The sequence below is a fragment of the Polyangium sp. 6x1 genome, assembly GCF_029946515.1.
GTDB lineage: Bacteria > Myxococcota_A > Polyangia > Polyangiales > Polyangiaceae > Polyangium.
In genome coordinates this window covers 184,870-207,474 of record NZ_JARZHH010000004.1, presented here as the reverse complement: position 1 = coordinate 207,474, position 22,605 = coordinate 184,870, and the positions used below count along the sequence as shown (strand labels likewise).

Genomic DNA, 22,605 nt, shown 5'->3' with positions numbered 1-22,605 from the left:
CTCGTCAGGCGCGCGCGACGATCGCGGAGAGGAGCCGTCCGCTCTTCGCGGCGTCGCGACGATACGAGAAGTAACGCTCGGGGTCGCACACGGTGCAGCCGCGGACGTCGTCGATCCGCGAGGGCTCGACGCCCGCGGCCGTGAGCTGCGCGCGGACGATGCGGCGAAGGTCGACGTGCGCGCGCGCGCGGCTGCGATCGACGACGTCGTCGCCCGCATCGGAGGCGCCGAGCAGCGAGGCCGCGACGTCGTCGCCGACCTCGAAGCAGCAAGGCTCGATGTGCGGGCCGATCGCCGCGACGATGCTCGGAGACGAAGCGAGCGTACGGAGCACGGCGACACCTGCGCCCGCCGCGTTCGCCACGGTGCCGCGCCAACCGCTGTGCACGGCGACGACGGCGCCGCTCCGGCGATCGGCGAGCAAGACGGGCACGCAGTCAGCCGAGCGCACGCCACACGCGACGCCGGGCGTGCGTGAGGCGGTGATGTCGCCGTGACGCTTCACGACCTCCTCGCGGTCTTCGGTGCCGTCGAGGATGTGGGCGTCTGTCCCGTGAACCTGGCTGAGGATGTAGAGGCGCGGCACGGGCACACCCAGGGCCGCTGCGCAACGACGAATGTTCTCCTTCACGGCGGCCGGATCGTCGCCGGTGGCGGCGGCGGCCACGTTGAGGGAGTCCCAGGGGGCACGGCTGACCCCGCCGGCTCGTGTGAAGAACGCGTGGCGGAAGCCTTCGGCGTCGAGAATTGCCGAGAAAACAGGGCTCGGCGCGCTCGCCAGAGGGGGCCCTCCGGGGGGGGTCTCGAGGGCCTCTGCCGGGGGGCTTCCGGAATCCCGGGTTGGCGTGGGGCGTTGGGACGCCTGCTCTCCATTCAGGCTTTTCACGGATCTTCCTCGCCGGACGTGAGGCTGTCATGGACGAGGGAGGCCGGCGAGGTGATATTTTCCGGCTGAAGCTCCGATGCGCCCGCAAGACCCGAACATCGGCCGAGACATTCTGGGCGGTCAGTTCCAGATCCTGCAGAAGATCGGCTCGGGCGGGATGGGATCCGTCTACAAGGCCGCGCAACCGGCGATGAACCGGATGGTGGCCGTGAAGATCCTCCATCCGAAGCTCGCGAACCGCAAAGACCTCGTCTCGAGGTTCCGCCGCGAAGCACGCGCGATGAGCCACCTGACGCACCCGAACACGGTGAAGGTGTTGCTCTACGGCGAGCTCGAAGACGGCTCGCTCTACATCGTGATGGAGTACCTGGAGGGGAAAAACCTCAACCAGATCGTCCGCAAAGAGGGGCCGATGGGCCTCGATCGCGCGATCCCGGTGCTCATCCAGGTCTGCGGCGCGCTGCAAGAGGCGCACTCGCAAGGGATCGTCCATCGCGACCTGAAGCCCGAGAACATCTTTTTGTCCACCAACGGAGGTCTGCGCGACTTCCCGAAGGTGCTCGACTTCGGCCTCGCGAAGGTCACCGAGCGCGAGCTGCGTCCAGGCTCCGTGATGCTCACGCAAGAGGGCATGGTCTTCGGGACGCCGGAGTTCATGTCGCCCGAGCAAGCCCAGGGCAAACCGCTCGACGCGCGCAGCGACATCTACTCGCTCGCGGTGATCCTCTACGAGATGCTCACCGGCAAGCTGCCGTTCGACGCGCGCACGCCGATGGAGTTCATCCAGCACCACGTGACGAAGCCGCCGCTCGCGCTGGAGACGCGCGTTCCGGGGAAAACCTTCCCGCAAGGGCTCGGCACGGTGATCGCGAAGGCGCTCGAGAAGCGGCCCGAGGATCGATACACGACCGCCGCGGACTTCGCCGACGCGCTGAAGCCGTACGCACCGGGCGGAGGCAAGGGTTTCTCCGGGCTCTTCCCCGCGAGCAGCATGGAGGTGCTCGAGAAGGCGTCGCGCTCGCACGCCGAGGTCGCGCACATGCCGGAGCAGAAGCCGGAGTCGCAGCGGCAGCCCCCGCCCGCGCCCGCGCCCTCGTCGTCACGGCAAGGAGGCGCAGCCGCGTCGGCCGCGGTCGACGGCGCGCCCTCGAACCGCAAGCCGAACGGCGCCAATCCGATGACGAGCACGGGCAACCCGCTCTCGTCGCCGCGGCCGATGCCATCGCCGCACGCGGTCCGGCCGGCGATGAAGTCGGGGAGCAACGAAGGCCCGTCGTCCCTGCGCATCGCGCCGCCCGCGTCGAGGTCGGCGTCCGGTCCCACGCCCGCGCCCGCGCCCGTCGTCGTGAAGGGCAGCCCGTCGACGCTCACGCTCGTCGGCGTGGCCGTGGGCTTCTTGATCGTCGGCGTGCTGCTCGCGGTCATCGTCCTCAAGCTGCTCCGCTAGCGGACGATCCGAAACGCGTTCGGCGTTTCCGAGACACCCATCATGCCGGCCGATCGCCCCCCCGAAGAGCAGAACGGTAGCGACACTGGGAAGAGCGTGCCCGCAGCGCCGAACGAGGTGAAGGGCACCGCCGAGGCGCCGAACGAGGCGAAGACGACGAGCGACGACGAGCGCGAGAAGCGCCGCGCCGCGCGGAGGCGCAAGCGCGCCATCCAGCGATGGGTGCGTCGCGTGGGGATCGCGATCGTGCTGCTCGCGGCGGCAGCGATGCTCGGCGTGGCGCTCACGATCCGGCACTACGATGCGGACCTTCCGTCGACGGAGGAGCTCAAGACCTACCGCCCGCCGCAGGTGACGCGCGTGATGGCGCGCGACGGTCAGGTGGTGCTCGGCGAGCTCTTCGTCGAGCGGCGCACGATCGTCGACGTCGAGTCGCTGCCCGCGCACGTGCGCTACGCGGCGCTCGCTGCGGAGGACGCGGCGTTCTACGAGCACAAGGGGCTCGACTATCCGGGGATGCTGCGCGCGCTCTACAAGAACCTGCGCGGCGGGACGAGGCAGGGCGCGAGCACGATCACGCAGCAGGTCGTGAAGAACGTGCTGCTCACGTCGGAGCGCACGTTCGACCGGAAGATGAAGGAGGTCATCCTCGCGCGTCGCATCGAGCAGGAGCTCACGAAGAACGAGATCCTCGGGCTCTACCTGAACCACATCTACTTCGGGCACGGGCGCTACGGGATCGAGGAGGCGTGCCGTTACTACTTCGGCAAGTCGATCCGCGACGCGACGCTCTCGCAGGCGGCGCTGCTCGCGGGGATCGTGAAGGGGCCGAGCATCTACTCGCCGCGCGTGAGCCTCGAGCGCGCGAAGAAGCGGCGCGAGTACGTGCTCGGGCAGATGCTCGCGAAGGGCTTCGCGACGGCGGAAGAGGTGGAGCGCGCACGCGCCGAGGAGGTGAACCTCGCCCCCGCGCAAGAGGAGATGCGCGAGCTCGCGCCCGAGGTCGTCGAGGAAGCGAAGCGCACGCTACGCGCGCTCGTGGGTCCGGACGCGGATCGCGGCGGCTACACGATCACGACGACGATCGATCCGACGATGCAGTCGAAGGCGCGCGGCGCGGTGCGGTCGAGCCTCGACGGGTACTTGAAGCGGCACAACATGGTCGCGCCGCTCGCGCCGGGGAAGAAGGAGCCGCCCGCGTTCGAGGGCGCGCCGAAGCCTGTCGGTCATCGCGTGTACGCGGGCGTCGTGACGGGACACGACGACACGAAGGGGCTGCTCTTCGTGCGGATCGGCGCGCTCGCGGGCGCGGTCGATCTGCGCGGCAAGACCCGGTACAACCCGAAGGATCTCTTGCCGAGCCAGTTCGCGAAGGTCGGCAAGGTGCTGCGCGTGAGCCTCGTGGATCCGAAGGAGGCCGCCGCGTCGGCCGCGGATCCTCGCCATGGCGCGCCCGAGCCGGGCGCGGAGGAGCCGACGCCGGAGCCCGCGCCGAAGGAGAAGGCGCAGCCGGCGGGGCTACGCCTGGAGCTCGGTCCGCAGTCGGCGCTCGTGGCGATCGATGTCGCGACGCGCGACATCGTGGCGCTCGTCGGCGGCTACGAGGGCGTGCGCGGCGGGCTCGATCGGACGCTCGCGAAGAGGCAGCCGGGCTCGACGTTCAAGGCGTTCGTCTACGCGTACGGGATCCACACGCGCAAGCTCACGCCGGCCACGTTGCTCGAGACGAACCCGCTCGCGCTGAAGGGCTACCAGCCGAACAACTACGACGAGAGCGAAGGAAAAACCCCGGCGCGGCTGCGCGAGGCGCTCGCGCACAGCGTGAACGTCGCGGCGGTGTGGTCGATCCAGGAGCTCGGTCCGGCGAACGTGATGACGTTCGCGCAGGAGCTCGGGATCGAGTCGAAGCTCGGCGCGGATCTGTCGCTCGCGCTCGGCGCCTACGAGGTGACGCCGCGCGAGATGGCCGCGGCGTACGCGGTGCTCGCGGCAGGCGGCGAGTACAAGAAGCCGCGGCTCATCACGCGGATCACGGGGCCGAACGGGGTCGACATCAAGCTCGACGACGAGCCGGAGCCGAAGCGCGTGCTCACGGAGGAGGAGGCGTTCCTCGTGAACAGCCTGCTCCGGACCGTGGTGGAGCGAGGTACGGCGACGCGCGCGAAGGCGATCGATCGATGGATCGCAGGCAAGACCGGGACGAGCAACCAGTCGAAGGACGCGTGGTTCGTCGGCTACTCGATGGACATCGCGTGCGCGGTGTGGACGGGGTTCGACGACGCGGCGCCGCTCGGCGCGGGCGAGACGGGCGCGGTCGCGTCGCTCCCCGCGTTCGTGGAGTTCATGCGGGAGGCGCACGCGGGCAAACCGAAACGAGCGCCCGTGGAGCCCGCGGGGCTCGAGCACAAGCGGATCGATCCGGAGACGGGCCTGCTCGCGTACGAGGGGCAGGAGAACGCGATCGACGAGGTGTTCTTGCGGGACACCTCGCCCGACGCGGGCGTCGACGCCGCGCCGGACGGCGAGGCGGACGCGGAGACGGGCGAGGCGGAGGAAGGCGCGGAGGCGGGCGCGGCCGAGCCGCTCCCCGTCATCCCGGTGCCGACGCTGAAGCCCGAGGGGGCGCCCGGCGAGGGCGACGAGGTTCACGTCAAGGAGCCTTGAGGCTCCGGCGTTCGTTCGAGCTCAAACGAGGTCGTCGATGGGACCTGCGCCCTCGCGCAGGATGCGCACGTCGCCTTCGCTGAGGTCGACGACGGTCGTGGGCAGGTTGCCGCCGGCGCCGGCGTCGAGGACGAGCTCGAGGGCGGGGAAGCGCTCCTTGATCTCCCAGGGGTCGACCATGGGCTCCTCGCCGGGCGGCGCGGCGGTCGTGCTGATGATCGGGCGCCCGAGCTCACGCACGATCGCGAGCGTGACGGGGTTCGAAGGCACGCGGATGCCCACGGTCTTCTTGTTCATCTGCACGATCTTCGGTACCTCGCGCGTCGCTTGGAGCACAAAGCAATACGGACCGGGCAGGAAGCGCTTGAGCACGCGATACGCCGCGTTCTCCACGATCGCGTACCGCGCGATGTCCCCGAGATCCGGGCAGATGAAGGCGAGGTTCTTGTCTCGCTGCATCCCCTTGATCTGGTAGAGCGTCTCGATCGCCTGCTTGTTGAAGAGGTCGCAGCCGAGCCCGTAGACGGTGTCCGTCGGGTAGCCGATGACGCCGCCCTTCTCGAGGATCTCGACGGCGCGCCGGATCTTGCGAGGCTCGGGGTGCTCGGGGTTGATGGGCAGGAGGATGGCCACGGGTGCGGCTCGGAGGTGAGGAGGTGCGGGTGGTGGGGCGCGGCTCGGCCCGTCCGAGCGACGCGCCCCCGAAGCTCGACGTCGAAGGACTTAGTCCTTCAGCGCCTCGCTACCACCAATGATCTCCATGAGCTCCTTGGTGATCGCGGCCTGACGCGCGCGGTTGTATTCGAGCGTCAGGCGCTCGACCATTTCCTTCGCGTTCTTCGTGGCCGCATCCATCGCCGTGAGCTTCGCGCCGAACTCGCTCGCCATCGACTCGTAGAGCGCGCGCAGGAGCGAGATGTCGACGTACATCGGCGCGAGCACGTCGAGCAGGGCCTCGCGGCTCGGCTCGAAGAGGAACTCGGTCGCCGACGCCGCCGCGGCCTGGTCTTCCTCGGCGAGCGGACGAACGGGCAAGAGCCGCTCGACCACGACCTGCTGGGTGACCGCGCTCTTGAACTCGTTGTAGATGACGTAAATGCTGTCGACCTCGCCCTTGAGGAAGGGATCGAGGATCTCCTTGCCCACGCGCTGCGCCGTCTCGAGGGCGAGCTTCTCCCAGACGCCCGGGAGGTAGCCGAGGTTCGGGGCGTTGCGGCGGCTCATGTAGTCACGGCCTTTGCGGCCGATGACCTTCATGATCACCTCCTGCCCCTGCTCGACGCGGCTCTTCCACTCGCGCTCGGCGCGCTTGTTGATGTTCGTGTTGAACGCGCCGCAGAGGCCACGATCACTCGTGAGGATCAGGAGCATCACGCGGCGCTCGGGGCGCTCGACGAGCAGCGGGTGAAGCGGACGCTCGAGGACGACCTCGGTCTCCGCAGACACGCCCTGCGCGCTGTCCTGCGCGCTCGCTGCACGCGCCGAAGCCGTGATCGCCGCGAGCACCTCCTGCGTCTTGACGGCGTAGGGGCGCAGCTCCGTGATGCGCTGCTGGGCGCGGTTGAGCCGCGCGCCAGCAACCATCTTCATCGCGCGCGTGATCTTCTGCGTCGAGCGGACGCTGGTGATGCGCTTGCGGATCGCTTTGAGCGAAGGCACGGCTTACTTCGCTTTCTTCGCGGCCTTCTTCGGGGCCGCCTTGCCATCGGCCTTCGCCTCGGCCTTCGGGGCCTCGGCTTCCTCCTCCTCGACGGCGGGCTTCGACTTGCCGCCGGGGACGAAGGTCTTCTTGAAGGACTCGACCGCCTTGTTGATCTTCTTCTTGAGCTCGTCGTCGAGCGCCTTCTTCTCGGCGATCTCCGGCAAGAGCGTCGCGTGCTTCGCCTCGACGTACTTGTAGAGCTCCTCCTCGAACTGCCCAAGCGACTCGACCGGCAGGTCGTCGAGGTAGCCGTTGATGCCGGTGTAGATGATGAGGACCTGCTTCTCGACCGAGAGCGGGACGTACTGGCCCTGCTTCAGGATCTCGACCATGCGCGCGCCGCGCTCGAGCTGCTTGCGCGTCTTCGCGTCGAGGTCGCCCGCGAACTGCGCGAACGCCGCCATGGCGCGGTACTGCGCGAGGTCGAGGCGGAGCGTGCCGGCGACGCTCTTCATCGCCTTGATCTGCGCGTTGCCGCCGACGCGGCTGACCGAGATGCCGACGTTGATGGCCGGACGAACGCCCGAGAAGAACAGGTCCGCCTCGAGGAAGATCTGCCCGTCCGTGATGCTGATGACGTTCGTCGGGATGTACGCCGAGACGTCACCGGCCTGCGTCTCGATGACGGGGAGCGCCGTGAGCGAGCCGCCGGACCACTTGTCCTTGATGATCTCGTAGTCGCTGCCCATCTCCTTCAGGCTGTGGTGCGACGACTCTTTGCCCTGCTCGCCGATGTGGATCTTGCCGTCGGCGCCGCGGTAGTCGCGGTCTCCGTGCGGCGGCGCCGGCGTGCCCTTCTTCACGACCCAGAAGACGTCGGCCATCTTCGCCGCGCGCTCGAGCAGGCGGGAGTGGAGGTAGAAGACGTCGCCCGGGTACGCCTCGCGGCCCGGCGGGCGGCGGAGGAGCAGCGAGAGCTGGCGGTACGCGACGGCCTGCTTCGAGAGGTCGTCATAGACGCAGAGCGCGTGGCGGCCCGTGTCGCGGAAGTACTCGCCGATCGTGACGCCCGTGTACGGCGCGATGTACTGCAGCGGCGCCGTCTCGCTCGCGGTCGCGGCGACGACGGTCGTGTACTCCATGGCGCCGTAGGACTCGAGCCGATCCACGACCTGGCGGACCGTGCTGAGCTTCTGGCCGATCGCGACGTAGATGCAGTGAACGCCCTTGCCCTTCTGGTTGATGATCGCGTCGATCGCGACCGCCGTCTTGCCGACCTGGCGGTCGCCGATGATGAGCTCGCGCTGACCACGGCCGATCGGGATCATCGCGTCGATCGCCTTGATGCCCGTCTGGAGCGGGTCCTTCACCGGCTGGCGCTGGATGATGCCGGGCGCCTTCACCTCGACGCGGCGGCGCTCCTTCGTCTCGATCGGGCCCTTGCCGTCGATCGGCATGCCGAGCGCGTTCACGACGCGGCCTACGACGGCCTCGCCCGCCGGCACGTCGAGGATGCGGCCCGTGCGCTTCACGGAGTCGCCCTCCTTGATGAGGCTCGTGTCGCCGAAGATCGCGCAGCCGACGTTGTCGGCCTCGAGGTTCAGCACGAGCCCCGCGAGCGTCTCGCCGCCCGCGCCCACGAACTCGACGAGCTCGCCGGCCATCGCGCGGCTGAGGCCGTACACGCGGGCGATACCGTCGCCGACCGTGAGCACCGTGCCCACCTCGGTGACGAGCGCGGCCTTGTCGATGTTCTGGATCTGCTTCTTGATGATCTGGGAAATCTCTTCGGCTCTGAGCTGCATGGGGGAAGTCCTTGATCCTGTTTCGACCCGGCCCGTGCGAGGGGCGGTGGAAGTTCTGGGGGCTCGGTCGGCCTACCGACTAGGTGCGGAGCAGCGACTCGCGGAAGCTCTCGAGGCGGGCCTTGACGCTCCCGTCGATCACCTGGTCGCCGATGCGGGTGACGATGCCTGCGATGAGCGAGGGATCCTGCGCGTGCGTGATGACGACCTTGCGGCCGGTCGATTTCTCGAGCTCGGCGCGGAGCTTCGCAAGGTAGGTCTCGCCGAGCGGCCCAGCGCTCGTGACCGTCGCGCGGAGCGTGCCCGCGTCCTCGTCCACGAGCTTCTCGAGCTGGCGGACCATGACCGGCAGCGCGGAGAGGCGCCTTCGCTTGGCGAGCAGGCGCAACGTCGAGAGCGCCGTCTCCGAGAGGCTCATGCGCTGGCCGACCTCCTTGAGGAGCGCCTCGCGTTGATCCTCCGCGATGAGCGGGCTCTGAAGCACCATCCGGAGCTCGTCCGACTTCTCGAAGCTCGTCGAAAAATCCGCGAGATCGCGCGCGATGACAGCCAGATTCTTGAGCTCCTTGCCGAGCTCGAAGACCGCGCGCGCATACCGCCTGGCGATCGTCTCGCTGCTCATCGCGCTCCTCCCGTCGGCCCGCTCGAAGCGAGCGCCTCACGCACCGAGGTCAAGTAGTCCTCGCTCATCCGATCGAGATCGGCCTGCGCCGTGCGGGTGCGGATGATGTCCTCGGCCCCCACCGTCGCGCCCTGCACCGCCTCGCGCATGAGCTCGATCCGCGCCGTGCGGAGCTCCTGCTCGATGCGGAACTCGGCGTCGCGGCGCATGCGCGCCCGGCGCTCCTCGGCCTCGGCGAGGATGTGCTTCTTCTCGAGCTCGGCCTGCGCCGCGTACTCGGCCTTGATCGCGTCGAGCGTCTCGGCCATCTGCTCGAACTTGGCCTCGTACTCCTCGAGCCGCTTCTGCGCCTGGGCCTTCAGGTTCGCGGCGAGGTCGATCTCCGACATGATCGACTGCTTGCGCTTCACGAGCGCCTCGCCGATCGGCTTCTTGCCGAAGCGGTAGACGAGGAACCCGAGCAAGCCGATGTTCAGGAGCGACGCGAGGAACGGCGGCGGCTCGTTCTTCGGATCGCAGGGATCCGCGTGGTTCTCGTACCGCCAGAGGAGCTTGTTCGCGAAGCCCGGCTGGACGGCCTTCTCGTTGTTCACGGCGATCATGCCGTGCCACCAGTTGATCTGGTCGAAGTGCGGGGCGTCGTCCGGGCCGTGGCCGGGGCAATGCCCGCCGTGCCCGCCGCCATGCGCTTCCGCCTCGACGTGCGCCGGCGCGGGCGCGCGCTGCGGCTGCCGCTGCATGCCCGGCGGAAACCCAGGACGCCCCGGCATCCCCTGCTGCGGCATGCCACCCGGCATCGGACGCGCCTGACCCGGCGCCGGACGCGCCTGGCCCGGCGGGACGTCGAGCGGCGGATGCCCCGCGGGCAGCCCCTGGTTCGGGTTCGTCTGCGCGAACGCCGAAGCGCCCGCGAGTCCCACGGCGAGCGGGAAGAAGACCTTCGCAAGCCTCCGCGACATCATCGACCGACCTCCCGACCGAGGACCCGCGACGCGATCTCGGCGGCGAGCGCCGGTTGCGCGTCTTTGAGCTCCTTCCTCATCTGCCCGACCTCCGCGGCGATCCGCGCCTTGCCCGTCTCGAGGATCCGCGCCGCCTCGTCGCGCGCCTCGTTCATGATCTTGGTCTCGAGCTCCTTGGCCTCGCGGCGCATCTTCTCGCGCTCGAGGTTCGCCTCGCGCCGGATCTTGTCGAGCTCGGCCTCGTACTTCGTGAGCAGCTCGCCGGCCTTCTCGTCCATGGAGCGGGCCTCGTGCTTCGCGCCCTCGGTGCGCTTCTCGCGCTCCTCGAATACGCGGAGCAGCGGGTCGAAAAGCAAGGGCCGCAGCACGACGACGAACGTCGTGAAGAGGATGAACTGGGCGATGAACGTCGGATCGAAATCGACGTTGATCGCCGAGGCGAAGAGCTTGGCTGAGGCGAGGTGGTTCACGGGATCCGGCGGTCTCCGGAGGGCTCGATGTCTCGATCGGCTCGGGAGGCGGGGAGGCCAGCGATCACGGCCCTCGGTTGATCCCGAGGAGAGAGCCTCCGAACGTCACGGGCCGCGCGAGAGGCCAAAAGACACCCTCTCGATGGGCGCGGGGGCAACTAGCACGTGGCGAAGGGAACGGGAAGGGCCCTTTTGCTCGCCGGACGCAGGCCCACCAGACCGCGGCAAAAAGGGGGCAATGGAGCGGGGTCCGAGCGCGCCGTTTCCCGAAAAAAGTGCGTCGGGTCCGAGGTCGGCCCCGACGGAACACCCACGAACGCAAGGGGCCGCGTGGACGAACCCGTCCGATCGCGCGCCGCTGCGCGCTAGAGCGTCCAGTCCTCGACGCGCAGGTGCGGATAGATGCGGAACGCGGCGGGCCTGCGGGTCACGAGCGTGAAGTCGTGCGTGACGGCGATGGCCGCGATCATGACGTCGTCGGTGTCGACGTCCGGCGCCACGGTCGTGCGGAGCTTGGCGAAGGACTGCGCCGCGAGCGTGTCGAACGGCGCGACCTTCACCGCAGCAACGAGGCGGATGACGTCCTGCATGAGCTTCGGGTGCTTCGTGCGGCGCGCGGCGATCAGGATCTGGCTGACCGTGATCGACGTCGTCCAGCGCTCCGACGTGGGCACGCCGGCGAGGCGTTTGACGAGCAGCCGCGAAGGGACCGTGCGGAGGACCTCGGCCAGCGTGGCCGTATCGAAGAGGTAACCCACGCGCGCTAACCCCGACGCCAGAGCCCAGTCTGCGAGATGTCGGTGAGGAGCGAGTCGACGAACTCGTCGTGGCGACACGTGCCGCACAAGGAGAGCAGCGGGTCGACGCCGTCGACCGCAGGATCGGGCGGGTCGATCTTGTCGAGGTCGCTCATCGGGACGATGGCCGCGATCGGATGCCCCTCGCGCGTGACGAGCGTGCGCGCGCGGACGCGTTCAGCCGCATCGACGGCATCGAGGCAATGACCCGGCAGGTCGGCGATGGGGATCCCGTACTTCTGCACCACGGCAGATACCTACCGGATCGGGCGGCCAGAGTCACGAGCGCGCATCAGCCGAGGAGCTCGGCGAGCGAGCGTGAGAGCTCGCCGAGGCCCGCCTCGATCGCAGCCTCGGGGCTCGTCGGATCCCGCGGACGGAGGGCATGCTCCTCACGCAAGGCGATCGCGGCGCGCGGGTTCTGGAACCAGTCCTCGTCGAAGCGCTCGATGAGCGCGCGTCGATCCGAGAGGGCGAGGAGCGCGCCCGCGAGGCGCGTCGGATCCTGCGGATCGGAGGCGGGGAGGACGAACGTGAAGACGCCGGGGAGGGAGACGCCGAGGGCGCGATCGGTGAGCTCCTCGAAGCGCTCACGTCGGGCGCGATGCGGCAAGGTGACGACGCCTCGAAGGAGGACGCGGGCAGCGTCGAGGCGAAGCGAGAGGAGGAGCGCGCGGGCGACGTCTCGTGCTTGCGTCCGCGCGCGTGAACGGCCGAGGCCGAGCAAGCGCACGCCGAACGTCGGGTCGGCAGGCAACGCGCCGAAGAGCGCGGCCCTGCGCGCGCGGCGGAGATCGAACGGTGGGCGAGCGAGCACGAAGGGCGCCGCGCGCGGGACGTCGGCCTCGGCGAAGGCGGCGCCGAAGGCCGCGAGCGCGCGAGCGAAGGAGGCGGCGCCGAGCAGGCGGGGCAGCACGAACGGCGGGATCGCGAGTCCGTCGAGCAGGCCGGTCTTGCCGAAGAGCCCCTGGAACCAGCGCGGTGAGAGGCGCGCAGGCCAGCCCTCGCCGGCGTCACGCGCGAGCGTCGCGGCGAGCGCGTCGTCCCAGCGCGGCGCGCGCTTCGGCATGAGCTCGGCCGTCACGTCGAGCAGGCGCTCGGCGATCCGCGCGAGCGAGGCCGCGGGCTGCACAGGGATCTCGAGAGCGTCGACGTCCTCGATCCCGAGGCGGCGGAATGCCTGGGCGCGGCGCTCTTCGTGGATGAGCGCCGCGTCGGAGAGATCGCCCGCGCCGCGCGTGAGCGCATCGGCGAGGACGTGGCGGCGCGCGGGCGCGGTCTCGTCGAGCAGGCGTTCGAGTGTCACGCGCGGGCTCACGCGCTCGGGCACGGGACCTTCGATCTCGATCGTGGGCGCGTGCCACGCCTCGGCGAGGCGCACGCGCTCGGCCCAGGTGACGCGCGTGATCGTGAGTGCTGCGACGTGGGCGCGCGCGGCCGCGAGGATCGGATCCTTCGCGCCGCGCTCGCCGAGCTCGATCCACATCGAGCGTGTGCTCACCGCGCGGAAGGCTTCGAGCATGTTGCCGCGCAGCGCGGGTCCCTCGACGCGGAAGGCGCGCTCCTTCTGGCGGAGCTCGTCCGTGGCGCGTGCGATCAGACGATCGATCTCGTGCGGAGGTAGATCCATGGTGTCACCCGTGCACGGTGGGCTCTTTGCCGAGCACCTCGACGAGCCTCCCCTCGGCCCGCGCGATCTCTTCGAGGCGCACGCGCACGGCGGCGGGATCCGCCTTCACGCTCGTCGCGAGGTCGACGAACGTGCGGTAGTGCCGCGCCTCGCAAGCGAAGAGCTCCTCGTAAAACGCGAGCAGCTCGGGCTCGTCGCCGCGTGACCGCAAGGCGTCGCAGAGGAGGCGAAACCGCTCGCACGAGCGCGCCTCGATCACGGCGCCGACGAGCAGCCGATCGACGAGCGGATCCTCCGGCGCGCCCTTGCGACCGACGCCGATCGCCTTGCGCAGCTCGGCCGCGTAGACGTCGACCTCGGGCTTGCCGAGCGTGAGGCCTCGCCGGGAGAGCTCGTCGAGCACGCCCCGGAAATGACGCAGCTCCTCTTCGGCGAGCTCGACGAGCGCGCGCGCCACCTCCGTCCGCTCGGGCCAGCGCGCCGCGAGCGAGAGCGCGTTCGACGCCGCCTTCATCTCGCAATGCGCGTGATCCCTGAGCAGGGTGGCGAGGTCCGCGAGGGCCAGGGTCGCCCAGCCGGGATCGGTCGGTCGGGTCAGGCAGAGCACGAGGCCCGAACTACGGCACGACGTCTCCGGGCGCAAGACGCGGCGGGGGCCTTCCGTCCGAGATGCGCCCGCGCGACGGGGCGCTTCGGGTCACTTCTCCCCTTCGCCGCCCGCCGCTTCGCTGCTCGCCCCTTCGCCGCTCACCCGCGTGCGCGTGAGGCCGCTCGACTCGAGGTGATACGTCAGCCCGATGCCGATCATCGTGCTGTTGATCGTGGTCGAGAGCGTCCGGCGGACGGAGACCTCGGCGGCGATCTCCTGACCGATGTAGCCGAAGCCGCCGGAGATCTGATGGACGCCCGCGCCTTGATCGAAGCGGTAGCCGAGGCGGATCGGGTAATGGTCGGCCGCGAGGTACTCGCCGCCTGCCATGAGGCGCGCCGTCGCCTTGTTCCACGAGTCGAGATCGGCGACGCCGTCGACCTCGATCGTGATGTCCTTCGAACCGTAGCCGAGCGCGGCGCCGATCGTGGTGGGGAGGAGGCCGTGACCCGGGTGCGTGAGGTTCTGCCCCGCGATGCCGAGGTGCACCGTCTGGGTGATCTTGATCGTGGCCCCCGCGTCGAAGGTCAGCGTGTCGACCGACGGCATGCGCTTGCCTGCCGCGTCGACGAGGCCTCCTGACACGGCGCTGTAACGCGACGCCGTGGCGTCATCGAGCGGGCCGAAGCCGTCCTGGATCATGCGCAGGTAGCGACCGCCGATCCCGAGGAAGACGCGTTCACCGACGGGGTAGGCGGCGGCCGCGCGCGCGTCGATGAAGCCGCGATCGAGGCCATCGGGATCGATGATGCCGCCGTGGAGCGCGAGGCCGCCGGCGATGCGGGACGACGACGTGATCGAGTCGACGATGGCACCGCCGCCGATGGCGCGTGTCACCTCGGGCGTGAACTGCCCGATCGCCTCGATGTGATAGAGGCGCGTGAGCGCCATGTTCGCCGGGTTCGAGAAGATCGCGGTCGTGCCGTTGCCGACCGCGCGCGTCGCGCCGGCCATGGCGAGGCTCCGCGCCGTCTCGTTCTCCCCGTAGGAGTAGGCGAGCTGCGGGGCGAGGGCGGTTTCCTGCGCAGACGCGCTCGAAGCCCACGATCCGACCACGAGCGCGGACAGGACCGCGGCGGTGCCACTTCTCGTTACCGGACGCATGGGGGGGCCTTAGCCACATGTCGAGGTCCAGGGCAACTTCTCGGGCCACGCGCCGAGAGGCGTCGGAACCGGTCACGGCCGTCGCGGGCAAACATCGGAAATCATGGACAATCTTCCCTCTTGACGGACGGACGCGTCTGCCAATGCCCGGCTCTCTCGGGCGTCCGGGTGACGCGCTTCGTCCGGACGCGGTGGTTTCGGCCCTCGCCGCAACGTGACGCCCGAGAGAGCGCGAACGGCGCTACGCGTCGGATCGCCAAACACGGAAAAACTGCGGTAAAATCAGCGGCTTGCGGCCTTTGTTTGCGTTGGGGATGGACGCCCGCCCGTCGCCGGTGCTACCTCCGGTTCGTCGTCGTCGCGGCCCCCTTGGCGGGGCCCGTCGGGCATCGGATTTTTCCTGACGATCGTGAAGGAAACCTCCCAAGGGCTTACGCAGGGGAGGCTTGATCCTGTATTGTCGTTTTCGCGTTCCGTGATGAACCATTGCGCGAAGCTCGAACAGCCCCCCTGGAAATGGGCGGGTCACCCACGAGGGACGACCCCCATCCCCAAGCCGGGCGAGCCCCGAGGTGTCGCTGGGCCGCCGGCCCCTGATCGTGCTCTTCGTGCCCACAGCATGCGTTCCCCTCGGCATCCTGTGGATATCTTGTGGACGACGCGGGGATTTCATCACGGGACACGAACTTCCCGTATCGATTCCGCACGATAGCGAGACGCATCGCTGATGCGGGTTGTGGAAAACCTGGGGGCGATCCTGCAGAAGGATCGCCGCGGCATTGTATTCGCAGCGATTTCTGGGCAGGAATGACCACTTCGAGAGACGAATCGCGAGCGATTTTCGAACGGGCGATCGAGCATACGCGCGGGCTTTCCCCTGCGACGTTCGATCAGTGGTTCGGCGGCGTGCAGTTCGACGACCTCACGGACGGGGTCCTCTCGCTCCGCGTGCAGAACGAGTTCGTCCTCGAGTGGGTCAAGACGAACTTTTTGCCCACGATCACCGACAAGATCCGTGAGCTCACCGGCTGGAGCGTCCAGGTCGCCTGGACCATCGACCAGCACCTCGAGGCTCCCATCGCGAACGTCCCTCAAATGCCGCCCGTGCGCCCTCGCTCCCTCGTCGTGCGCCCCTCGACGAATCCGCCGGGCGCGCCCGCGTCGTCCCCGAGCGCGCCCGTCGCTGCCGAGCCTCGCGCCCCGGCGCCCGCGCCCGCGCCCGCCCCGCAGCGCAGGCCTGCGCTGCCCGATGATCTGAACCCGAAGCACACCTTCGCGACGTTCGTCGTCGGCCCCTCGAACCAGCTCGCCCACGCCGCTGCGATCGCGGCCGCGGGCGGCGGCGGCAGGCGATACAACCCGCTCTTCATCTGCGGCGGCACCGGCCTCGGCAAGACCCACCTCGTCCACGCGATCGCGCACCGCGTCCTCGACGAGCGCCCCGGCGCCCGCATCATCTACGTCTCCGCCGAGCGCTTCACGAACGACTTCATCACGGCGATCCAGCACCACCGCATGGACGACTTCCGCGCGAAGTACCGCGTCCACTGCGACCTCTTGCTCGTCGACGACATCCAGTTCCTCGCCGGCCGCGAGCAGACGCAGGAAGAGTTTTTTCACACGTTCAACGCGCTCCACGGCCTCGATCGGCAGATCGTGGTGACGAGCGACAAGTACCCGCAGAACCTCGAGCGCATGGAGGAGCGGCTCGTCTCGCGCTTCTCGTGGGGCCTCGTCGCCGACATCCAGGCGCCCGAGCTCGAGACGCGCGTCGCGATCGTCCGCAACAAGGCCGCGCTCGAGGGCATCGTCCTGCCCGACGACGTCGCGCTCTACCTCGCGCAGGTGATCCGCTCGAACGTCCGCGAGCTCGAAGGCACGCTGATCCGCCTCGCCGCCAAGTCCTCGCTCACCGGCCGCCCGGTGGATCTCGCCTTCGCCCGCGCCGAGATCACGGCCGCGACACCCCGCGCGTCGATCATGAGCGTGGAGGACATCCAGCGCGCGGTTTGCCACCATTTCCACCTCCGCTCTATCGATTTGACCTCCAAAGATCGCCACAAGAGCATCGCCTTCGCGCGGCACGTGGCGATGTACCTGTGCAAGCAGCGGCTCAAGGTCTCGTTCCCCGAGATCGGCCGCGCCTTCGGCAACCGCGACCATACGACCGTCATGAGCGCCGTCCGGAAGATCGAGGCCCAGCGCGACACCGACCCGCAGGTCCGCGCCCACCTCGAAGCCCTGGAGCGCAAGCTCGCCGGCGATTCCTGAGCGCCCGGCGCGACGCGGCATCCCCGAAGGCCCCCCGCGCGTAGACTGGGGCCATGCGCTGGATCCCGCCCCTTGCGCTGCTCGTCGCCACGAGCGCGTGCGCCTCCCCTGCCCCCACGCCCGCTGCAAAGCCCGCTGCGAAGATCGAGCTGCCCGTGCTCGACGCGGCTCCGAAGGAGGCGAGCACGCCCAGGAAGAGGTTGCTCTTGCCGCCGGGCGACAGGCCTTCGATCCCCGAATGGAACGGCGCGACGGCGTGGCTCAACGTGGATCGGCCGCTACGCCGCGACGCGCTGCGTGGTCACGTGGTGGTGGTCGATTTCTGGACGAGCTGCTGCATCAACTGCCTGCAGACGCTGCCCACGCTGGCCGCGATCGAGCGTCGATTCGCGAAGGATCGGGTGCTCGTCGTGGGCGTGCACTCGCCCAAGTTCGACGAGGAGAAAAACGCGGCGCGCCTGCGCGATACGCTGCGTGATCTCGAGATCGTCCACCCCGTCGCCGTCGACGCGAACATGACGATCTGGGACGCGTGGGGCGTGCGCGCGTGGCCCACGGTCGCGTTGATCGACGCGGAAGGCAGGCTCGCGTGGGTCGGATCTGGCGAGCCGGATCCGGCCGAGCTCAGCGACGCGGTCGCGGAGGCGCTCGCCGAAGGGCGGGCCGCGAACGTGCTCGCGAAGGCGCCGATCGAAGGGCTGCGCCCCGATCGCGGGCCCGCGGGCGTCTTGCGATATCCAGGCAAGGTGCTCGCGCTGCAGAGCGGCGGCCTCGCCATCGCCGACACGGGGCACCACCGCGTCGTGCTGACGAACGCCGCAGGCGCGGTGGAGGCCGTGTTCGGCACGGGCGAGGCGGGCGCGAAGGACGGGGCCGCGGAGAGCGCGACGTTCCAGCGGCCGCAGGGGCTCACGGAGGTCGGCTCCGATCTCTACGTCGCCGACACGGGCAACCACCTGATCCGCAAGATCGACCGGAAGACGCGGGAGGTCATCACGGTCGCGGGCACCGGCGAGATCGGGACGGAGCCGCTCGGAAGGGAGGAGCACACCGCTCGAACGGCCCCGCTGCGCTCGCCCTGGGATCTGTTGCACCACAAAGGATCGATTTACGTCGCGCTCGCCGGCTCGCATCAGATCGCGGTGTTCGATCCGAAGATGGGCACGGTGCGCCTCTACGCGGGCAGCGGGCGCGAGGCGCGCGAGGACGGGCCGGCCCAGGACGCCGCGTTCGCCCAGCCGAGCGCGCTCGCCACCGACGAGAAGAGCCTCTTCGTGCTCGACAGCGAGACGTCGAGCGTCCGCGCGATCGAGTTCGCGACGGCCACGGTGCGCACCGTGATCGGCGTCGATCTCTTCGTGTTCGGCGACGTCGACGGCGAGGCCGCGAAGGCGCGGCTGCAGCACCCGATCGGCATGACGTACGGGCAAGGCGCGCTCTGGGTCGCCGACTCGTACAACGGCAAGGTCAAGCGCGTGGACCCGGCGAAGGGCACGACACGCACGGTCCTCGCGGGCCTCGCCGAGCCGGCCGGGATCACGATCTCGGGCAAAGACCTCGTCATCGCCGATACGAACAAGAGCCGCGTCGTGCGGCGCGCGATCACCGGCAGCGGCGAGGCCGCGCCCGTCGCGTTCACCGGCCTCACGCCTCCGAAGGGGCCGTGAACGGGCGAGGCGATCGAGCTAGCCGAGCTTCGCGAGCGCCTCGCGCGTGTCGTCGGCGATGAAGCCGTTGCCGTAGGCGTCAGCCATCCGGAGCACGAGCTCGAGCTCGAGCCTCGCCTCGTCCCGCGCGCCACGCTCGGCGAGGAGCGAGGCCAGGAGCGAGCGGCCTTCGAGCGCATCGGCGTGGTAGCCGCGCGCCTCGGCGTACTTCACGAGCTCGCGGATCCGCACCTCGGCGCCCGGCTTGCCGCTCTGTCCATCGAGGTACGCGAGGTGGACACGGTTGAGCGACGCGAGGCGCTCGTAGCCCGCCTCCTCGGCGATCTGCAGCGACTCCGTGAGCGTGGCGTAGGCGCGCGGAAAGTCGCCGAGGCGCCGCGTCGTGTCGCCGAGGTTGTGCAAGGACGTCGCGACCTCGGCGCGTAGCCCCGCAGCACGAGCGAGCTCGACCGCGCGCGCCGAGGCCTCCGACGCGGCGCGAAAATCGCGCATGAAGGCGTACACGAGCACGCGCTCCTTCTCGCGCTCGCTCGCGAGCGTGAGGTCGCCGGCCGGGCTCTTCGCCTCGGCGCGATCGATCGCGAGCAGCGCCGCCGCAGCGACGCCGGTCGCGGCGCGCACGTGGGCGATGGCGAGCAGCGTGCGCGGATCCTCGGCCGGCCCCATCGCTTCGAGCCGATCGGCGGCGCGCGCCGCGCGGGCGAAGTCACCGCTCCGCGCGCCGAGATCGATCTCGGCGACGAGCGCGCGACGCTGGAGCTCCTCGTCCTGCGCGGCGAGCTTGAACGCGAGGTCGATCTCGGCGTACGCCCGATCGAACCGGTTCACGGCCCCGAGCGCCCGCGCAACGTCGACGCGTGCCGCGACGCGCTGCTCGAGCGTGCCTGCGGCGTCGATGCGACGGAGCGCCCGCGCGGAGAGATCCTCCAGCGAAGGCGCCGCGCGCACGGGCAGGATCGCGGCGCAGAGCTCACGCAGCCAGCTCGCGATCTCGGTCGCGGGGCGCCGGTCGAGGTCGGCGAGGTCGATCGCGCGGAGCAAGAGGCGGATGCCGGGCTCGAGCTGGTAAAGGCGCACGCGACGCGAGGCCGCGCGCGCGTAAAACGTGGCGGCGCGGTCGCGATCGCCCGCGTGGTAGAGGTGGTTGCCCACGTGCTCGCCGTGCGCCTCCGCGACCTCGTCGCCGAAGACGGCGCGGTACGCCTCGGCCGCCTTGCCGTGCAGATCACGGCGCGCCTCGTGCGGGATCGTGTCGAGGACGATCTCGCCGTGCATCGGCGACGGGAAGCTCACCTCCGCGGGGCCGGCCGCGCGCAAGAAGCCGCGCGCGACGAGCTCGCCGATCCCTCGATCGACGACGGAGAAACTCTCGCCGAGCAGCGCCGCGAGCACCTGCGTGTGCACGGGATCGCCGAGGATCGCCGCGGCGTTCAGCGCCCCACGCTCGCGCTGCGGCAGGCGGCTGACGCGCGCCTCCATGAGCGCGCGCAGCGCTCGCGGCACGGCCCTCGCGCCGTCGAGCCGCAGGCGAACGCGGCCGTCCTCGACCTCCACGGCGCGCGCGTCCACGAGCTCCTTCAAGAGCTCCTCGATGAAGAGCGGGTGCCCCGCGGCACGCTCGCGGCAGAACGCGGTGAGCTCGCGGGGCGCCGCGCGCACGCCGATCCGCTCCGCCACGAGCCGCTCGCTCTCCTCGCCGCCGAGCGGACCGAGCGCGACCACGTGATGACGCGCGAGCGGCAAGAGCACGCTCGGCGGCGCCGTGCGCGTCGCGAGCATGAACACCGCGCGGATGTTCGACGCTGCGCCCTCGTTCCGGCTCGCGACGCTCGCGATCGCCTCCGCCGTCGCCGCGTCCATCGCCTGCGCGTCGTCCCACGCGAAGCAGTGGATCCGGTCCTCGCAGAGCTTGTGCACCATGCGCGTGAACGCCGCGCGCAGCGCCGTCCCCATCCCGCCGACGGGGCGCGAGGGCCGATCGCCGAGCCGCGCGCCGAGCTGACGCAGCACCGCCGACGACTCCTCCTCTTGCAGGCCGAGCGCGCGGAGCCGCGGCAAGGTCGCGAGGATCGCCTGCTCGCCGTCGCCCTCCTGCACGCCGCAGAGCACCTGCAGCATCGCCTGCAGCCCGCTCCACGGCAGCTCCGCGCCGCTCGGCGGACAGCTCGCCGCGTAAAACCCCACCGACCAGTTGCCGCGCCCGAGCCGCCGCTCGATCTCCGCGCAGAGCCGCGTCTTGCCGATGCCCTTCTCGCCCAGGATCGAGATCACCTGCGCGCGCTTGCGCGTCGCAGCCGCGAGGATCTCGCCGATGCGGCGCAGCTCCTCCTGTCGCCCGACGAACTTGCCGCTCGCCGCGATCGGCGGACGCGCCGAGGTGATCACGCGACCGCCTTCCGGCACCGATCCTCCTCCGTCCGGCAGCTCGTCGAAGCCGAACGCCGCGCGCACGATCCGCGCCGCCGGGTGCGACACCGCGACCTGCTCCGCGACCGCTCGCGCGAGCGCCTGCGCCTGCGTGACCAGCGTCCCGAGCCGCGCGTCGACGATCGGCACGCCACGCGCGTCCACGAGCACGCGCCCCACGTGCACGCCCGCCGACGCGCCGCGACCCTTTTGAGCACGAATGATCACCAGCGCCGCGCGCACGGCCGCCTCCGTGTCGCGACCGTCCGCGTCTTCGAGCCCGAAGAGCGCCACGACCTGCGAGGGCTCCTGCTCCAGGATCACCCCGCCGTACCGCGTGATCACCTCGCGCGCGCCCTCCACGTCGAACGGCATCGCCGGGACGCGGCACGTCCCCGTCACGACGAGCACCGTCCCTTCGCGCCGCTCGCCCACGGGCTCCGAAAAATTCGCGGTCGCCACGGTTTCCGTCGCGACCTTCAGCGACGCCGACGTCGTCGGCACCTCGACGGGCGTCCGCTCCTGCTCCGCGCCTTGGATATCTCCGAGCACCGAGCCCGCCTCGATCTCGGGCCCCTTCCTCGCGTCGTCCTGAAACGGCGCGACGAGCTCCGCGAGGTCGTTTGAACCGAAACGATCCCCCGTCGCGTAAAAGTACCCGAGGAGCAGCTCGTGCAGCCGGCCCGCGTCGGCCACGCGCTCCTCGGGCCGCCGCGTGAGCAAGCGCCGCACGATCGCCGCGAGCTCGCGTGGCACGTCCGGCCGAGCGATCTCGAGCGGCGGCGCCTCGGCCGCGCGCACGCGACGCAGCGTCTCGGCTTCGCCCGCGCCGGCGAACGGGTTCGTCCCCGCGACGAGCTCGTAGAGCACCGTGCCGAGCGAGAACAGATCACTCCGCCCGTCGAGCGGCTGCGCGAGCGATTGCTCCGGGCTCATGTACGAGAGTTTTCCGCGCACGCGCAGGACAGAGCCTCCCGCCTGCTCGTCCTCGCGCATGAAGCCCTTGGCCTTCGCGATGCCGAAGTCCGTGACCTTCACCTCGCCTTCCCACGACACGAGGATGTTCTGCGGCGAGACGTCGCGGTGCACGATGCCGAGCGCCTTGCCTTGCTCGTCGCGCCGCCTGTGCGCGTGGTCGAGCGCCTTCGCCACCTCGGCCGCGACGAACACCGCCATGCCGAACGGCGGCCGTGTCTTCGTCCGGCGAAACCGCGCGAGCAGCGTCGCGAGATCGAGCCCCGCGACGTACTCCATCGCGATGTAGTAGCCCGGCGGATCGCCCTCCTGCTCGACGCGGCCGAGATCGAAGACCTGCACGATGTTCGCGTGCGAGAGCCGCACCGAGAGCTTCGCCTCGTGCACGAACATCTCGAGCAGCTCCGGCTCGCGCGCGAGCTCCGGCAGGATGCGCTTCAGCGCGAGCGTCTTCTCGAAACCCAAGGCGCCGAAGCTCTTCGCCTTCCAGACTTCGGCCATCCCCCCGGCGCCGAGCCGCTCGAGGAGCACGTAACGCCCGAACTGTCTCTCCAAGTTCGCCCCCCGAGCATGCCCGCGGCGGGGACGAATCCTACCATCTCGCTCGT

Annotated in this window: 17 protein-coding genes; 4 read left to right on the top strand and 13 right to left on the bottom strand. The window is 70.1% G+C overall.

From position 1 onward, the window contains the following. Window positions 1–4: 4 nt before the first annotated feature. Window positions 5–748 (bottom strand): peptidoglycan editing factor PgeF, encoded by a 744-nt coding sequence (gene pgeF, locus QHF85_RS07105; RefSeq protein ID WP_281326381.1) that lies wholly within the window; start codon window positions 746–748, stop codon window positions 5–7. A 214-nt stretch (window positions 749–962) separates the two neighbouring features. On the opposite strand from pgeF, the gene QHF85_RS07100 reads away from it, so the two are divergent. Both QHF85_RS07100 and QHF85_RS07095 read left to right on the top strand, forming a co-directional pair. Further along, window positions 963–2,333, top strand: coding sequence for a serine/threonine-protein kinase (locus tag QHF85_RS07100; RefSeq protein WP_281326304.1), 1,371 nt, complete (start codon window positions 963–965; stop codon window positions 2,331–2,333). A gap of 42 nt (window positions 2,334–2,375) precedes the next feature. Further along, window positions 2,376–4,997 carry a PBP1A family penicillin-binding protein gene (locus QHF85_RS07095; RefSeq protein WP_281326303.1) on the top strand — a complete coding sequence of 874 codons (2,622 nt, stop codon included), beginning with the start codon at window positions 2,376–2,378 and terminating at the stop codon, window positions 4,995–4,997. Window positions 4,998–5,018: 21 nt separating this feature from the next. On the opposite strand, the gene QHF85_RS07090 is transcribed toward QHF85_RS07095, so the two are convergent. From QHF85_RS07090 to QHF85_RS07040, 11 genes are all read right to left on the bottom strand, one after another. Continuing rightward, window positions 5,019–5,630: an L-threonylcarbamoyladenylate synthase gene (locus QHF85_RS07090; RefSeq protein WP_281326302.1), complete on the bottom strand. Its 612-nt coding sequence runs from the start codon at window positions 5,628–5,630 to the stop codon at window positions 5,019–5,021. A gap of 90 nt (window positions 5,631–5,720) precedes the next feature. Next, window positions 5,721–6,656, bottom strand: a complete 936-nt coding sequence (gene atpG / locus QHF85_RS07085; protein ID WP_281326301.1) for an ATP synthase F1 subunit gamma — start codon at window positions 6,654–6,656, stop codon at window positions 5,721–5,723. A 3-nt stretch (window positions 6,657–6,659) separates the two neighbouring features. Beyond that, on the bottom strand, window positions 6,660–8,444 hold the full coding sequence (gene atpA, locus QHF85_RS07080) for a F0F1 ATP synthase subunit alpha (protein WP_281326300.1): 1,785 nt from the start codon (window positions 8,442–8,444) through the stop codon (window positions 6,660–6,662). A gap of 79 nt (window positions 8,445–8,523) precedes the next feature. Beyond that, the gene (gene atpH / locus QHF85_RS07075) at window positions 8,524–9,066 is read right to left on the bottom strand and encodes an ATP synthase F1 subunit delta (protein ID WP_281326299.1); all 543 of its coding nucleotides are present in this window, start codon (window positions 9,064–9,066) and stop codon (window positions 8,524–8,526) included. After that, on the bottom strand, window positions 9,063–10,028 hold the full coding sequence (locus QHF85_RS07070; protein ID WP_281326298.1) for a F0F1 ATP synthase subunit B: 966 nt from the start codon (window positions 10,026–10,028) through the stop codon (window positions 9,063–9,065). Before QHF85_RS07070 ends, atpH begins: the two co-directional genes overlap by 4 nt. Next, window positions 10,025–10,498, bottom strand: coding sequence for an ATP synthase F0 subunit B (locus QHF85_RS07065; RefSeq protein WP_281326297.1), 474 nt, complete (start codon window positions 10,496–10,498; stop codon window positions 10,025–10,027). Before QHF85_RS07065 ends, QHF85_RS07070 begins: the two co-directional genes overlap by 4 nt. Before the next feature lie 365 nt (window positions 10,499–10,863). Beyond that, window positions 10,864–11,256 carry a PIN domain-containing protein gene (locus QHF85_RS07060; protein WP_281326296.1) on the bottom strand — a complete coding sequence of 131 codons (393 nt, stop codon included), beginning with the start codon at window positions 11,254–11,256 and terminating at the stop codon, window positions 10,864–10,866. Between the two features lie 5 nt (window positions 11,257–11,261). After that, window positions 11,262–11,543 (bottom strand): hypothetical protein, encoded by a 282-nt coding sequence (locus QHF85_RS07055; RefSeq protein WP_281315912.1) that lies wholly within the window; start codon window positions 11,541–11,543, stop codon window positions 11,262–11,264. A 44-nt stretch (window positions 11,544–11,587) separates the two neighbouring features. Next, on the bottom strand, window positions 11,588–12,925 hold the full coding sequence (locus QHF85_RS07050; RefSeq protein ID WP_281326295.1) for a hypothetical protein: 1,338 nt from the start codon (window positions 12,923–12,925) through the stop codon (window positions 11,588–11,590). A gap of 4 nt (window positions 12,926–12,929) precedes the next feature. Then, a complete protein-coding gene (gene miaE / locus QHF85_RS07045; protein ID WP_281326294.1) occupies window positions 12,930–13,532 on the bottom strand; it encodes a tRNA isopentenyl-2-thiomethyl-A-37 hydroxylase MiaE in 603 nt (200 codons plus the stop codon). Window positions 13,533–13,622: 90 nt separating this feature from the next. Continuing rightward, window positions 13,623–14,678 (bottom strand): hypothetical protein, encoded by a 1,056-nt coding sequence (locus QHF85_RS07040; RefSeq protein WP_281326293.1) that lies wholly within the window; start codon window positions 14,676–14,678, stop codon window positions 13,623–13,625. An 807-nt stretch (window positions 14,679–15,485) separates the two neighbouring features. On the opposite strand from QHF85_RS07040, the gene dnaA reads away from it, so the two are divergent. After that, a complete protein-coding gene (gene dnaA / locus QHF85_RS07035) occupies window positions 15,486–16,949 on the top strand; it encodes a chromosomal replication initiator protein DnaA (protein ID WP_281326292.1) in 1,464 nt (487 codons plus the stop codon). Between the two features lie 53 nt (window positions 16,950–17,002). Further along, window positions 17,003–18,616 carry a thioredoxin-like domain-containing protein gene (locus QHF85_RS07030; protein WP_281326291.1) on the top strand — a complete coding sequence of 538 codons (1,614 nt, stop codon included), beginning with the start codon at window positions 17,003–17,005 and terminating at the stop codon, window positions 18,614–18,616. An 18-nt stretch (window positions 18,617–18,634) separates the two neighbouring features. Here the strand turns inward: QHF85_RS07030 and QHF85_RS07025 are convergent, their stop codons facing one another. Beyond that, complete coding sequence (locus QHF85_RS07025; RefSeq protein WP_281326290.1) at window positions 18,635–22,552, bottom strand: serine/threonine-protein kinase; 3,918 nt, start codon at window positions 22,550–22,552, stop codon at window positions 18,635–18,637. Between the last annotated feature and the right edge of the window lie 53 nt (window positions 22,553–22,605).

What these genes read in the sequence shown, in the direction of transcription:
- QHF85_RS07070 (WP_281326298.1), bottom strand. Translation starts at nt 10,028, where the DNA reads ATGATGTCGCGGAGGCTTGCGAAGGTCTTCTTCCCGCTCGCCGTGGGA.
- QHF85_RS07095 (WP_281326303.1), top strand. Translation starts at nt 2,376, where the DNA reads ATGCCGGCCGATCGCCCCCCCGAAGAGCAGAACGGTAGCGACACTGGG.
- QHF85_RS07030 (WP_281326291.1), top strand. Translation starts at nt 17,003, where the DNA reads ATGCGCTGGATCCCGCCCCTTGCGCTGCTCGTCGCCACGAGCGCGTGC.
- dnaA (WP_281326292.1), top strand. Translation starts at nt 15,486, where the DNA reads ATGACCACTTCGAGAGACGAATCGCGAGCGATTTTCGAACGGGCGATC.
- atpH (WP_281326299.1), bottom strand. Translation starts at nt 9,066, where the DNA reads ATGAGCAGCGAGACGATCGCCAGGCGGTATGCGCGCGCGGTCTTCGAG.
- QHF85_RS07050 (WP_281326295.1), bottom strand. Translation starts at nt 12,925, where the DNA reads ATGGATCTACCTCCGCACGAGATCGATCGTCTGATCGCACGCGCCACG.
- atpA (WP_281326300.1), bottom strand. Translation starts at nt 8,444, where the DNA reads ATGCAGCTCAGAGCCGAAGAGATTTCCCAGATCATCAAGAAGCAGATC.
- QHF85_RS07040 (WP_281326293.1), bottom strand. Translation starts at nt 14,678, where the DNA reads ATGCGTCCGGTAACGAGAAGTGGCACCGCCGCGGTCCTGTCCGCGCTC.
- QHF85_RS07100 (WP_281326304.1), top strand. Translation starts at nt 963, where the DNA reads ATGCGCCCGCAAGACCCGAACATCGGCCGAGACATTCTGGGCGGTCAG.